This window comes from Mesobacillus jeotgali (assembly GCF_031759225.1).
Classification (GTDB): Bacteria; Bacillota; Bacilli; order Bacillales; family Cytobacillaceae; genus Mesobacillus; species Mesobacillus jeotgali_B.
This window is the reverse complement of record NZ_CP134494.1, coordinates 2,020,736-2,034,776: the sequence shown is the minus strand read 5'-3', so window position 1 is coordinate 2,034,776 and position 14,041 is coordinate 2,020,736. Positions and strand designations below refer to the sequence as shown.

General features: G+C 41.9%; 11 protein-coding genes and 1 pseudogene. 7 read left to right on the top strand and 5 right to left on the bottom strand.

The annotated features are described in order from the left end of the window. Positions 1-103: 103 nt before the first annotated feature. From RH061_RS10160 to RH061_RS10145, 4 genes are read left to right on the top strand one after another with little or no spacing between them, the layout of a single operon-like run. A complete protein-coding gene (locus RH061_RS10160) occupies positions 104-2,248 on the top strand; it encodes an MMPL family transporter (RefSeq protein ID WP_311075798.1) in 2,145 nt (714 codons plus the stop codon). An 11-nt stretch (positions 2,249-2,259) separates the two neighbouring features. Beyond that, positions 2,260-2,931, top strand: a complete 672-nt coding sequence (locus tag RH061_RS10155) for a response regulator transcription factor (RefSeq protein WP_311075796.1) — start codon at positions 2,260-2,262, stop codon at positions 2,929-2,931. Then, a complete protein-coding gene (locus RH061_RS10150) occupies positions 2,928-4,322 on the top strand; it encodes a sensor histidine kinase (RefSeq protein WP_311075795.1) in 1,395 nt (464 codons plus the stop codon). The genes RH061_RS10155 and RH061_RS10150 overlap by 4 nt, the downstream gene beginning before the upstream one ends. A 3-nt stretch (positions 4,323-4,325) precedes the next feature. Next, complete coding sequence (locus RH061_RS10145) at positions 4,326-4,721, top strand: hypothetical protein (protein WP_311075793.1); 396 nt, start codon at positions 4,326-4,328, stop codon at positions 4,719-4,721. A 55-nt stretch (positions 4,722-4,776) separates the two neighbouring features. On the opposite strand, the gene RH061_RS10140 is transcribed toward RH061_RS10145, so the two are convergent. Next, complete coding sequence (locus tag RH061_RS10140; protein WP_396654868.1) at positions 4,777-5,538, bottom strand: GNAT family N-acetyltransferase; 762 nt, start codon at positions 5,536-5,538, stop codon at positions 4,777-4,779. Between the two features lie 739 nt (positions 5,539-6,277). Between RH061_RS10140 and ltrA the strand changes: the two genes are divergently transcribed. The 3 genes from ltrA to RH061_RS10125 all read left to right on the top strand — a co-directional run bounded on the left by ltrA (position 6,278) and on the right by RH061_RS10125 (position 10,217). Further along, positions 6,278-8,206 (top strand): group II intron reverse transcriptase/maturase, encoded by a 1,929-nt coding sequence (ltrA, locus tag RH061_RS10135; RefSeq protein WP_311075791.1) that lies wholly within the window; start codon positions 6,278-6,280, stop codon positions 8,204-8,206. A 333-nt stretch (positions 8,207-8,539) separates the two neighbouring features. After that, a complete protein-coding gene (locus RH061_RS10130) occupies positions 8,540-9,118 on the top strand; it encodes an RNA polymerase sigma factor (protein ID WP_311075790.1) in 579 nt (192 codons plus the stop codon). Continuing rightward, positions 9,108-10,217, top strand: coding sequence for a DUF4179 domain-containing protein (locus RH061_RS10125; RefSeq protein WP_311075788.1), 1,110 nt, complete (start codon positions 9,108-9,110; stop codon positions 10,215-10,217). Before RH061_RS10130 ends, RH061_RS10125 begins: the two co-directional genes overlap by 11 nt. Before the next feature lie 895 nt (positions 10,218-11,112). Here RH061_RS10125 and RH061_RS10120 read toward each other — a convergent pair. The 4 genes and pseudogenes from RH061_RS10120 to RH061_RS10110 form a co-directional block, all read right to left on the bottom strand. Further along, the gene (locus RH061_RS10120; protein ID WP_311075787.1) at positions 11,113-12,042 is read right to left on the bottom strand and encodes a DNA/RNA non-specific endonuclease; all 930 of its coding nucleotides are present in this window, start codon (positions 12,040-12,042) and stop codon (positions 11,113-11,115) included. 219 nt (positions 12,043-12,261) lie between these two features. Further along, the gene (locus RH061_RS10115; RefSeq protein ID WP_311075786.1) at positions 12,262-12,786 is read right to left on the bottom strand and encodes a ribonuclease H-like YkuK family protein; all 525 of its coding nucleotides are present in this window, start codon (positions 12,784-12,786) and stop codon (positions 12,262-12,264) included. 162 nt (positions 12,787-12,948) lie between these two features. Further along, positions 12,949-13,152: pseudogene (locus RH061_RS23085) on the bottom strand (hypothetical protein); the annotation flags it as partial. A 28-nt stretch (positions 13,153-13,180) separates the two neighbouring features. Next, on the bottom strand, positions 13,181-13,945 hold the full coding sequence (locus tag RH061_RS10110) for a phosphatase PAP2 family protein (RefSeq protein WP_311075785.1): 765 nt from the start codon (positions 13,943-13,945) through the stop codon (positions 13,181-13,183). Positions 13,946-14,041: the final 96 nt, after the last annotated feature.

Below are 14,041 nucleotides of genomic sequence, written 5' to 3'. Positions count from 1 at the left end.
TTATGATGTTCATTGTTCAGTGCTCATTCCGAATTTTGTATTTTGATTGGCCAGGATTGAGTGAAGAAGAGGGATTTAGAAAAGAACATAGGAGGATATAATCATGAAGAAAATGCTCTATTCCATTACAGACTGGGTTTCAACAAAACGCGGGATGTGGATCACCATCATTGCCTGGCTGGTGCTGATGCTTGGCTTAAGCGCAGGCCCGCAGCTGGGTGACTACAAAATCAACAATTTTCAATCGCTGCCGGATGAGGCAAAGTCCCTCATCGCGCAAAATAAAACCGAGGAATTTTTCCCGAGTGAACAGGGTACTCCTGGAATTCTCGTTTTCCATAACGAGAATGGCGACATAAATCTCGACGAAGTGAACCAAATTCTTGATGGAATCATTACAGAGGATATCAAAGGAGTAAGGAATATCGTTGATACTCGCGCGCTTCCTCCGCAGGCGGTTGGTGGATTGGTCTCCGAGGATCAATCCACGATGATTGTCCCTTTGGAGCTTGAACAAGGGCTGGGCAATGACGAATATGCTGAAATCAATGATAAGGCAACGGAAATCGGGACCGGAATTGCAGATAAGCTTGAAAGTACCGCTTTCTATATCACGGGTCCTGCCGGGATTTCCGGTGATACGATCAAGCTTTTTGAGCGGGCTGATTTTGTTCTGTTACTGGCAACGGTCGGCATCATCCTTGTCCTGCTGATTGTGATCTATCGTTCACCGTTGTTGGCCATCATCCCATTATTGGCGACGGCCATTGTCTATCAAGTCGTCAACCAGAGTGTTGCCCTTTTAGGAGCAGGCGGACTGGAAGTCAATAACCAGACAACCTCGATCATGAGTATCCTGCTGTTCGCGGCTGTTATTGACTATTCTTTATTTGTATTCTCACGTTTCCGCGAAGAACTGAACCATTATGAAAATAAATATGATGCGATGAAGCATGCAATACGTGCGACAGGTGAACCGGTCTTTTTTGCAGGCGGAACGGTGCTGGCTGCGATGCTTGTCCTGCTGTTTGCTGATTTCCGCGATTATCAGAACTTTGCCCCGATTTTCGGGACAGCGATGTTTTTCATCATGCTCGCTTCCGTGACACTGGTGCCTGCCTTATTCACTTTATTCGGACGCAAGGCGTTCTGGCCTAAGGTACCTGAGTATGGAGTGGAAACAGAGGTCAAGCATGGCGTCTGGGGACCGATTGCCAAATTCGTTGTCAACAAGCCAGGGCTCTCCGGCGGTCTGGTCGCGATTATCCTGATTGTTTCTGCATTGAACGTTTTCAATCTGGAATATGAGTTCGATATGGTGAAAAGCTTCCCTGAAGATTTGCCTTCACGCGTAGGCTATGAAATAGTGGAACAAAGATATGATAAAGGCGAGCTAGCTCTTACTACTCTTTTGATAGCAACTGATAACACATTGACAGAAGTGGATGCTGTCGAGATTACCGAGATGCTGGAGAATGATGACGAAATCGCTTCTGTCCGCTTATCGGATATGACTGATAACGGCAAGGCTGCCAAGTTCAGTATTGCCCTCGCCATGAATCCTTACTCAGTTGAAGCGATGGACTATATGGAGGATCTGCAGAATAAAACACCCGAAATCCTTGATGATTTAGGTTTAGATGGTGAGGCGTATTATAGCGGCGTCACTCCAAAACTTGTCGATGAGCGCGAATATAATAAAGGAGACATCATCAAAATCGTTTTGCTTGAAACGGCTCTGATTTTTGGATTGCTTGTTGTCCTGACTCGCCGCTTGAAAATGCCGATCTACATGATGGGAACAATCCTGCTTTCTTATGTATCCGCATTAGGTTTTGGAGTCTTCTTGATTGACGTGCTGTTTGGGTATGATGCCATCAGTACCCGAGTTCCTGTCTATGGATTTATCTTCCTTGTGGCCCTGGGTATCGATTATAATATAATTTTGGCGTCGCGTTTTATCGAAGAACGTCAAAAACATAAAGTGAAGGAAGCACTGGAAATTGCGATTCGAAATACAGGCGGTGTCATTTCATCCGCAGGAATCATTTTAGCGGCAACATTCGCTGCCCTGACAACGATGCCGATTGCCGACCTGTTCATTTTCGGGTTCATGGTAGCGATTGGAATCCTGATCGACACCTTCCTGGTCCGAGGCATGCTGCTGCCGGCTTTGATTCTTTTCTTTGAAAAAGACAAACAAACCAGTCCCGAGATTCAAAAAGGAATGGACCGTTTCCCTTTATAGGAGGCTAAAATATGAGAATTTTGGTTGTTGATGATGATGTTAATATACAAAGACTCGTAACCATCCATTTAACTCAGGAAGGATATCAGGTTTTCAGGGCAAACGATGCCGAGGAGGCATTAACATTGCTTGAAAACCAGAATGCCGACCTGGCGATTGTCGATGTGATGATGCCCGGCATGAATGGTTTTGAGCTGACAAAGATCCTTACCGATGACTGGGAGATTCCCGTCATCCTCCTTACCGCTAAAGGCCAATTGAGCGATAAAGAAGAAGGCTTCCTGTCAGGCAGCGAGGATTATATTGTAAAACCTTTTGAAGTGAAGGAGCTTTTATTCAGGGTAGCCGTTGTCCTCCGCAGGATGCAGCGGGCTATCGATTCGATGATCCAAATCGGGAATATGAAGATTGACCGCAACAGTTTTGAGGTCGAAATCAATCAGGAAACAATCCTTTTTCCGCTAAAGGAATTCGAACTGCTGAGTATCCTCGCCTCACGGATCAATAAAACCACTCCACGCGCATCATTGATTGACCAGGCCTGGGGAGCGGACTACGAGGGCAGTGAGCAAACGCTGAACACCCATATCAACCGAATCAGGGATCGCCTGAAAAAGCACAAGGCTTCATTGGAAATCCAGACGATCCGCGGAATTGGCTATAGACTTGAGGAATTGAAATGAAAACTTTGTATCGGAAATTCATCATCGCCACCCTTCTCATCCTGGGAATCAGCATCGTGATTGCCTTCATTTTGGCCAACTGGGTCTACATGACCTCGACAAGGGAACGGATTGACTCACAGAATGTAAAGGTTGCTGAAGAGGTAGCCTCAAGTCTCGAACAAATGCACTCGACAACCCATATAAGTTTCACAGGATATCTCGACTCCATCAGCAAACTGGGCTATCAACTCTATGTACTAAGTGAATCTGGCGAGGAATTCTTCTTTGGCGAACCTTTTTCGAAAAAGAACCTGCCAGCTGAGGCAATTAAGGTCGTGGAAGACAAAGAAATATATCATGGAATGGACAATTCAAACTCTCCATGGATGATGATGAGCCATTTTTCGAATCAGCTGGATAATACTGTCGGAGTACCGTTTACGATTGGAGACGAGGATTATGGCTTATACTTGAGACCAAATAACAAATTGCTATTTTCCGATGTTCATGTGATTTTCGCCTGGTTTTTCGTCGCGGTTTCAATCGTCAGTATCAGCGGCGTGATTTGGTTTGCCAAACACCTGATCCAGCCGATCACGAAGCTGACGGAAGCCACGAGGCAAATCACGAGAGAAAATTTTAACTACCCATTGGATATCCACCGAAAAGATGAAATCGGACAGCTTGCGGAAAGCTTCAGCAGGATGCAGGTTCAATTGCAGCACAATGATGATGCGCGGAAATCCTTTATCAATAATGTATCGCATGATTTTCAGTCACCATTGATGAATATTCAGGGATATGCGGAGTTGTTGAAGACACAGACACTCGATGATGAGCACCTTGAATATGTCGAAATCATCGATCAGGAATCCAAGCGGCTGTCTAACCTGACAAAACAATTGTTGCTTTTGACTTCATTGGATCAAAAATCCTATCCAATGAAGCGTGGGATTACCAGGATTGATATGCAGATCAAGGAAACAGTCAGAAGGCATCAATGGAGGCTGGAGGAAAAGGAGATTGAAATCTCTTACCATCTCCCCCCTTCCCCGATTCTTGCTGATCCGGAACTGTTGATGACGGTATGGGACAATCTCTTGACGAATGGTATTAAATACAACCAGCCTGGAGGCAGCATTTTTATCCAGATTACTGGAAACGACGAATCTGCCACGGTCATTATCAAAGATACTGGAATTGGTATGAACAAGGAGCAGGCTTCAAAGATTTTCGAACGCTTTTATCGTGTCGACGCAGCGCGAAAGAAAGATGGAACCGGGTTGGGACTGTCGATTGTCAAACATATCATTGAACTACACAATGGAAAAATTGAAGTGGAGAGCGAGATTCATAATGGTACCACTTTTACAATAACGCTCCCTACAGAAAAACAAATGGAGGAATGAAAAATGGAACAAACTTGGAGTATTCGGCTTATACGATTTGCAGCGATTTTTGGACTGATCGGAACATTCATGGGATCACATATGGCGGGCGCCGGCGACTATGCCATGCGCCCGATCCATGCCCACATCCTGTTAGTCGGCTGGCTGTCCGTATTCGCCTGGGGAATTTTTTACAAAAACTATCAAATCAAATCTAAGAAACTAGTTGCCATCCATTCTATTACCGGCATGATTGGTTCACTCGGACTCACCATCGGAATGTGGATGTACAATATCAACCCATTCAACCTGGACGATACATTGGTGATGGTCCTGTTCATAGTCGGCGGCTCCCTGCTGCTTGTTGCGTTTATCCTTTTTGTGGTTGTTACTTTTTTTATCGAGAAGACAGGAAACTAGAATGATATAGAAATGACCTACTAATCTTAGAGTAGGTCATTTTTTTGCTAGGAAGTTAACCATTTTGGAGTTCAGTAATGCTTTTTCCACCTAAAAAGGCATGCCCTGGCGTCAGTGACATGACCGTATCAAAGCCATAACGGCTATAAAACTTTTCGACTCTTTCATTAATAGGAAATACCCATAGGTTTTCAAAACCCTGTTTTTCTACTTCTTGCTGAATATGTTGAATGATATATCCTATCAATCCTTTTCCCCGGTACCCCTCTAAAGTCGCCACACTTTCCATGCGAGCTTGCTTTCCGTGAGCGAAGATACAAGCCGTCGAACAGGCGACACCCTTGTATCTTAACAAAAAGTGCTGGTATGCTGGATGTTCAAATTCATCCTTTAACGCTTTTTCTCGAACTTCTCTCCCGCCAATCTCTTTAATGCTACATTCGATTTCTAAAACTTCATGATAGTTCGCTTCAGTAACTTCTTCAATTGTGATAAATTCATTTTCATCCAGTTTAACCACTTTTTGTTCCCATAATTGTACAGGCGTTGCTAATTCCTCATATCCAAACCCTCTTGACCTTAATTCGCGCAGTAAATCAGGTTGTTCAGCGGGGTTATATATGTAAAACCGTGGAATAATTTTCTTTGCCTGATAAAAGGAAATGACTTCATCAACCACTTTTTCTGGATGATTCACCTCTTTGCGTATATGCGCATGATTCGCGTCATAATAGACAGGCTGATTCTCATTTAAAAATAGAAAACCCCAATCCCTGTCGGTCCGAGTTGTAAAGGTAGCAAGATATGCAAACTCCAACTCTAGTATTCGTGCGAGACGTTCACCGTTAAAAAGATGGTGCGCTTTAGTTATCGCAAGTTTCCTAGTTTCTTAGGAAACGCAGAACTATTGTAGAACTTTTATCCCAAGAAGTGGAATGACGGAGTAACGCCCCGAAACGCTTCCCTTAAAGCTACGACGTGCATAGGAAAAATGTGATTAAATCCTTTGTACGAAGCTCGTTAAAGTCGGCAGAAATATACCGTAATATACGAAAGTACATCGAAAAGGCGCTAGAGGTAGTGTCTGTATATGATATGCCGGAGGTCATTAAAAACTAGATATGGTGAGAATGTGTGAGAACACTGACGAACTTGCGAATGTACGGCTCCTAAGAGTAGAGCAGGTAGAAATGCCTGTCATGCAATAAATGCGTGGTATCTGTGGTTGAGTACGATTGAAGATTAGGAAAAACCATATGTAGTTACAGGCTACATCAAGGATACGGGGCTAAAGTGAGCACCTAAGTCTAGATATTGATAGGGATAAAGGAACGTCGGAAGTTATGAATGCGGAGAGATCACAATCTATGAAGCAGTACAAGGGAATTCATAACCTTGTTTAATCATAACGAAAGTAGTGGCACGACCTTTGAAGTTTCCGTAATGGAACTGGAGGAACAGCCACAAGTCGATATCTAATAGAATGGAAACCTCACACTTCATGGATTCTCGTAAGACTGAAAAGGTCACAAATCCAGAAGGGAGTGTGATAAACCATGAGATTTAATACGGAGAACAAAAACCTTAAGGATTCTAAACTTCGCCATGCCGAGTATTACGACATGCAAGGCGAATTCGACAAACTGTATCAGGATAGTAAGGATGGAAAAAATTTCAGCAATCTTATGAAATTAATAACATCTGATAACAACATTCTCCTAGCTTATCGGAACATCAAACGCAATAACGGAAGTCCGACACCTGGGGTCGATGAAGTCACTATTAATGATATAGAAAAACTCGAAACTAGCCAATTTCTAAATTTGGTTAAAAAGCGGTTCAATTTCTATAAACCTAGAAAGGTAAGAAGAGTCGATATTCCGAAACCCAATGGAAAAACAAGACCACTAGGTATTCCTTCCATATGGGACAGAATAGCTCAACAATGTATCCTGCAAGTGATGGAACCAATCTGTGAAGCCAAATTCAATAAACACAGCTACGGATTCAGACCATTCAGGTCGGCCGAAAATGCTTTCGCTGATGCAACACATAGAGTAAACAGCGGAGGTATGCAATATGTTGTAGATATTGATATTAAAGGTTTCTTTGATGAAGTAAACCATACTAAACTAATGCGCCAAATTTGGACATTAGGAATACAGGATAAACAACTTTTAGTCATAATCAGAAGAATGCTTAAAGCACCTATTGTTATGCCTGATGGGAACATTTCTTACCCAACTAAAGGTACTCCACAAGGAGGAATACTTTCCCCCTTACTCGCTAACATCAATCTTAATGAATTTGACTGGTGGATTGCGAATCAATGGGAAGAAAGAGATTTAAAGGAAATAACACCGCAATACCGTAACGATGGCAGAAGGAACCGCAAAAATGAGAATAAAAAGCTAAGGACTCACTCCAAGCTGAAAGAAATATACTTAGTCAGGTATGCCGATGACTTCAAAATCTTTTGTCAAACAAGACAAGAGGCCGTCAAAACATATCACGCGACAAAGAAATGGCTTGAGGAACGACTTCGGCTTACAATCTCAACGGAGAAATCTAAAATCACTAATCTGAAAAGAGAATCTAGTGAATTCTTAGGTTTTACCTTCCAAATGATAGAAAAAGGAAAGAAGAAATCCAACGAACCAAAATTCGTTGTGAAATCTAATGTTTCTCCTAAAGCTATCAAAAGAATTCATGCCCAGCTACGAAACCAAATTAAAGCAATCAAGAAATGTTCTAGAGGACAAGAAGCCCTTGCTGAAATGAATAAGTACAACAGTATGGTCAATGGTATTCACAACTATTACCAGATAGCCACACATGTAAGTACCGACTTCGGAAAACTAGGGTTTTACATTCTAAAAGTCCTCAACAACAGACTTACTGGATTGACTAGAAAAGGGAAGTATGAGGGAAAGCATAAAGGCATCCTAGCCTATATGAATTCTTCCATGATCAGATATTACAGGAAGTACCCAATACTACCCATTGGCTATGTAAAACATAAGAATCCTTTAAACATTAAACGCTCTGTCAATAAATACACAGAGCAGGGGCGATTGGAAATTCATAAGAAATTAACTGTCATTCCCGAATGGAAATTAGAGTGGTTGAGAAATAACCCTGTAGTGAATAAAAGGGCAACAATCGAATTTGCAGATAATCGTATCTCTAAATTCATTGCTCAAATGGGGAAATGCTCGGTATCAGGTGAAGAATTAGAACTCGATACCGTGCAATGTCACCACATTATTCCTTATCACATTAAACAGGATGACTCATACAACAATCTAACGATTGTAAGTTATGAGATTCATAAACTCATTCACGCTACCAATCGGAAAGTTATTGAGAAATTCCTAAATGCTCTGAACTTAAACAAAGAGCAGATAGAGAAACTCAATAAGTTTAGGAAAAAAGTAGGAATTGACACTTTGGAACTCCCTTATGAAATAAACAAGGTCGCATAATGAATAACTATTCCCGAATTAAATTGCTGTGAGGAAACAGAAAATCTATTAATGTCGATGGAACGCCGTATGAGTTGAAAGGCTCACGTACGGTGTGGGGCGGGGGAAAAGGCAGAGATAATATCAAAGCCTTACCTATCGCTATTATCTAACATGTATCTCATCCCCTCAGTCAATGGCTTTGATAAGTATTCTAGCATAAATATCCAAGTTCAGGAGTTGTTACATTATATAATAGGACTGTACATAGCTGAGTGATTTTTTTCGCAAAAATGAAACCTAGACACTCGTCAGAACGACATACTAGTGAAAATAACTTATGGAGGTTGCCCAGTGAGTGATGAACAGAGATTATTAAACCAAATCCGGGCAGGTAATGGAGAAGCATTCAGCCAACTGGTAGAAACCCTGCTTTCTTCAGCTTACCGGACGGCTTACCTCATACTTGGTTCGCGGGAGCTGGCTGAGGATGCTGTCCAGATTGCCCTGGAGGACTGTTACCTCAGTGTTATGCGAGATGTGGAGATCCGCCATTTTAAAGCGTGGTTTTACCGGCTCGTCTATACCCGTTCGATCGACGTTTACCGTAAGCAAAAGCGAAATCAGTTTATTGATTTAGAGGAAAACCCAGAAGCAATCTCCAAAATGAAATCCGAGTCTGCTCAGGAAAAGGCTGTTGAAATGGAAACTCGCCAGGAACTGCTGCAGCTGATTACCCATTTAAAGGAGGACCAGCGCGTTCCTTTGCTGCTGTTTTATTATGAAAACTTGTCCATCAAGGAAATCAGCCTAATTCTCAATGAAAATAGCAATACTGTGAAAACGAGGTTGTCACGGGGCAGGAAAAAGCTCGGAGAATTGGTGAAAAAGGATAAGCACTTTCAAATGGAGGAGAATTCATATGGGTTATGACAAAGATGAAATGCAAATCCCCGTTTCGCTTGAAAAGTTTACAAAGGAGCTGCCAGAGCGGTTCTCTTCTGGAGAATTTGACGATGAACGGAAGGATCGAGTGGCCCGTGAACTTGCTGATTTCAATAAATCTTTTAAAAAGCAATGGACCGTTTGGAAAAAAGTCGGTGTGACTACTGCCGCGATAGCCGCGAGCTTTATGTTATTTGTTGGTTCAGGATTTGTCTCCCCTACAATGGCGAAAATGGTAGCAAAGATCCCTCCATTAAGCTCAATCTTTGATAGTCCTGAGCAAGGCTTGTCGGAGCGACTAACTCAAGCATTGAAAAAGGAAGGATACCCTGTGAAGCAAGTGACCGAGTTTGTTGGCGGAAATAACGAAGGATTGACCGTTTCTTTGGAGGCATCTAAAGAGCAGGTCAAAGAGATGGAAGCAAGTGTGAAAAAAATCGGGCTTTCCATCGTCCAGGGCAAAGAATTCAAAGGAACGAGAATCGAGGATTATTTTATAAAAGTAAGACAGCACCGTGAGCCTACACAAAAATGGAAACAGGAACAAGAAGAAATCCAAAAGGAAAGTGATGAAGTGTTCCGAATCGTCCAGGCAGCCCTGGAACCATTTGGTTACCAGAACCCTGTCGGATACATGATTGATAAAGTTGAAATCGAGGTTCCAAACACTGAAAAGCAGGACAAAATTGATGAAATGAGAAAAGCTATCGAGGATGCCCTTGCTGCCAACGATAAGGATTATGTAGAGGTCACTATCAGGAAGTTTGATGTAGTCAAACGTGATCAATACGCACGCTGGAGCAATGCAGTTTCAGGGATCGCCCATGAATTTAAAACCTATAAAAAATACAAAGTCTCCGGCGTCGGCTATAAAAGCAAAGATGGGTTGATGACCATATTCATCACTATGGAAATGAAAAGCACTGACAAAGGTGCAGCCGAACATGCCAGCGACCTGTACATCATGGCCGAAGAATTTGTCAAATCAGATGAAATATGGCCACACGTTAAGCAAGATCCATATAGGATTGTAGTAAGGACAAAGGATAAAAAAGAGTATAGTTATGAGGATAAAGTATTTAAATAAAAATTGCCAAGGGAGTTATTCCCTTGGCCTCCTTTTAATTTTTCTGTTTCTCCAATGAACAGAATCCATATCACTTACCAAAACCGGTTATGACAGTTTTTTTGACAGATTTGTACTCTGATCCTCCAAACCTGTCACAATAACGAGCTTTTCTTGACAGCTTTAGCTCCTACACCTTCAAACCTGTCACAATAACAAGGTTTTCTTGACAGCTTTGCCCTCTACTCCTTCAAACCTGTCACAATAACGAGCTTTTCTTGACAGCTTTGCCCTTTACTTCTTCAAACCTGTCATAATAACGAGCTTTTCTTGACAGCTTTGGCCTCTACTCCTTCAAACCTGTCACAATAACGAGCTTTTCTTGACAGCTTTGCCCTCTACTCCTTCAAACCTGTCACAATAACGAGCTTTTCTTGACAGCTTTAGCTCCTACACCTTCAAACCTGTCACAATAACAAACTTTTCTTGACAGCTTTGGCCTCTACACCTTCAAACCTGTCACAATAACGAGCTTTTCTTGACAGCTTTGCCCTCTACTCCTTCAAACCTGTCAAAATAACGAGCTTTTCTTGACAGCTTTAGTCCTAACTCATTCAAACCTGTCATAAAAACGAGCTTTTCTTGACAGCTTTGCCCGCTACTCCTTCAGACCTGTCACAATAACAAGCTTTTCTTGACAGCTTTGCCCTCTACACCTTCAAACCTGTCACAATCACGAGCTTTTCTTGACAGCTTTGCCCTCTACTCCTTCAAACCTGTCACAATCACGAGCTTTTCTTGACAGCTTTAGCTCCTACACCTTCAAACCTGTCACAATAACGAGCTTTTCTTGACAGCTTGGGCCTCTGTGCCGCCAAACCTGTCATAATAACTTCAACATACAAATTTAGATGTCTTACTCACCTACCATACCGTCCCCATCACGATCATCCATATAAGGGTATAACCAATGATCACTCGTTATTGGCATGCTGAAACCTGCGGCTTTTGCTTCTTTAATCGTCACCTGTCCATTACCGTTTGTATCAACACTAGAAATATCCCCATCCGTATTTGAACTGGTTGAATCGGAAGGCTCACTGCCTGTTGAACCGAGTGATTGGTTTATCGCATCAGGGTTCACATTGTCGAATGTATCAATGATTTCGTTACCCATTAAAGTATAGGTATACTGATAACTTGAAGGAATCTGGGTTTGATTATTCGGATATGTGATAATTGCTTCAAAGTTAGTTGCTCCACCTGCGGTAAGGATCGATTTTTCCATATAAGCTTGATCACCATGACGGTTAAGTGTGCTATCTTGTGGGGTAATATTATAAGCATTCGATACCCCTCCAAGAGAATCAGCAATGACATGCCCTTCATCTATAACGTCACTTACGACACCGGGAACCTTTGCTTCATCAGAGTAGTATCTGCCAGAAGATAATACAGGTTCGCTACGGTCATCTTGGAGAATAATTTCTTCAGCAATGACGCGTACTAGCTGCCCGTACTCATTCGTAAATGCCCAATATTCACGGTCTCCGTATCCAATATCTACGACGACGTTAGGTTCACGATATCCTGACAGATCACCACCATCAACTTCAATTAGTTTGTATCCTGAGAACATTTCTTCATTTGATTGGGTTGGTTTTTCCTCAACTACTGGTTCGTCGACAACCGTGGTAGTTTCTTCTTTTTCACTATTTTCATTTGTATTACCCGTAGATACTTCTTGCGAATCTGTTTCTTTATCTGTAATAGGTGCATCTTCTACATTGGTACAACCCACCATGAAAATGGTTGTTAAAAGTAAGATTATATAGTTCTTTTTCATTTTAGGATTCTCCTATAATTGTTTCATATTGTCTATTCTATAAATCATGTAATGTTAACATAGATTAACATCGTTAACCAATTGATAATAGGACTTTCCGAGATCAACCTTTATTATATCTCTTTCAATGGCAGTTGAGAATAAAGGAAAATTGATTTCATTTGGACTCAACCAAAACAGGGATCATGAAAAATTACTTAAAATAAAGATGCATGCCCCTTATTTTGTATACCTGTTCGCATAACTGGATGCGACAAATGATTCAGGTTTGATTTGCGCCTCGAGCCCGATTGATTCGATTCGCTTTATCATTTCATCCACATATATTCTCGTTTTGTTTTTCGTTCCCCGGCCCAGGTCCAAATGCCCTACCATCTTAAAACTGGCACCTTTCTCGACATATGGAAGCACTAGATCGATAATTTGTTTTTGTTTTTTTGGTGTGAACATGCAGGCAACTTCCTGCGTGAGGTTTGTTTCCAATGAAACCTTCTCCTGTATGGTTTCAATTCTCCTTGCTATATTAACGGACCGGTAACACGCCCATACACCTTTACCTTCCCTTTGTATGACTACTCCTGTGATGAATCGGGTGTACGAACTATGTACTTGAGAGTCCGTGCCGATGATCAATCTGTGATTGCCATTTGGCTGCACTTGGATGAACGACAGTATATGCTGGAAGACCTCTTCAAAATCCATGTTCCGTTTAGATAAATTCTGAAAACCTTTTTGTAGTTTCATCTCACTCACCTGCAATTCGGAGAATAGTTGTACTCATTTATATGCTACAACACTGGTGGATATCAGCATTTCTGGCTTCTTTCGTTATTCCATGGGTGAAGCTTGTCATTTGCGAAAATGTTTCGATTTCCTTTTCAAAACTGCTATAATATCCCTAACAATTCAAAAAAAAGAGCTTCCGGCTGCTACCGGAAACTCAATGTACAGCAAGCTGCTTGAAGTGCAGCGGCCACTAATGTGAATAAGAAATGATCTACTCAAACAATTGGCGTTGCAGGGTAGGTCATTTCTTTTTGTTTCAGAAATACCTAATGCGGCTACGGCAATGACTAGAGTTGCAAAACTAATCATGATGTTCATTGCTTCATACGTAACGAAGGCACACGGGTTCCTTCTATCCCCAACTACTCAATTGCTTACCAATAAACTCCTTGAATGCCTTGATCGGTTTTCTTTGTGAGGCGCTTCTCCATTTCACATATTCCAGTGCCAGGATACAGAGGATGAGCCAGATGCTTCCTGCCAGGTAGCCAGCGATGACATCGCTTGGATAGTGCGCTCCTAGATAAATCCTGCTGAATCCAATCATCATGATCAGTAAGCCACCTGTATATAACGCGATCCACTTGATTCTTTTTCGGAGGCCTGAGCGAAACAGGAAGTAACTCAGGAATCCGTAAAAGATCAATGATCCCATGGAGTGGCCGCTTGGGAAGCTGTAGCCGATCGCGTCAATGGTTTCATCGATTGAAGGCCGTTCCCTGCCGAAATAGTATTTTAACAGTTTGGTCAGCAGGCCACCCCCACCGATTCCAACAATAAAAAAGATAATGCTCCATTTATCTTTCTTTTTCAACCAAAGATAGGAAATGATGATAACGCTAAAGATGGTTAAGAACCATACGGATCCTGCTTCAGTGAACAGAAACATTACGACATCTAAAGAATCTGTTTCAATTCGATGGAAAAATTGAATGATGCTGTCATCGAATCTATTGATTTCCGATTCCAGCATTTCCTCTGCCAGTTCCGCGAATAAGTATAGAAAGGTGATGGATGTCCCTAAGCCGATCGCAACCAGTAGGATTGGAAGGAACACGTTCTTCGCCTTTGTTTTGTTTTCAATCATAGGATGCTCATCCCTTCTCCCAAACTTCATAATTAAACGTTCCCCTTTTTAAAAACTGGCAAACAAAAACTGCACTCTAGTATTAGACATTGCGTCTAATTCCAGAGTGCAGTTTCGATAACTTAT

Bases quoted from the DNA above. Each gene is read 5' to 3' on its own strand.
- RH061_RS10160 (WP_311075798.1), top strand. From the start codon at position 104: ATGAAGAAAATGCTCTATTCCATTACAGACTGGGTTTCAACAAAACGC.
- RH061_RS10155 (WP_311075796.1), top strand. From the start codon at position 2,260: ATGAGAATTTTGGTTGTTGATGATGATGTTAATATACAAAGACTCGTA.
- RH061_RS10150 (WP_311075795.1), top strand. From the start codon at position 2,928: ATGAAAACTTTGTATCGGAAATTCATCATCGCCACCCTTCTCATCCTG.
- RH061_RS10145 (WP_311075793.1), top strand. From the start codon at position 4,326: ATGGAACAAACTTGGAGTATTCGGCTTATACGATTTGCAGCGATTTTT.
- ltrA (WP_311075791.1), top strand. From the start codon at position 6,278: ATGAGATTTAATACGGAGAACAAAAACCTTAAGGATTCTAAACTTCGC.
- RH061_RS10125 (WP_311075788.1), top strand. From the start codon at position 9,108: ATGGGTTATGACAAAGATGAAATGCAAATCCCCGTTTCGCTTGAAAAG.
- RH061_RS10120 (WP_311075787.1), bottom strand. From the start codon at position 12,042: ATGAAAAAGAACTATATAATCTTACTTTTAACAACCATTTTCATGGTG.
- RH061_RS10115 (WP_311075786.1), bottom strand. From the start codon at position 12,786: ATGAAACTACAAAAAGGTTTTCAGAATTTATCTAAACGGAACATGGAT.
- RH061_RS10110 (WP_311075785.1), bottom strand. From the start codon at position 13,945: ATGAAGTTTGGGAGAAGGGATGAGCATCCTATGATTGAAAACAAAACA.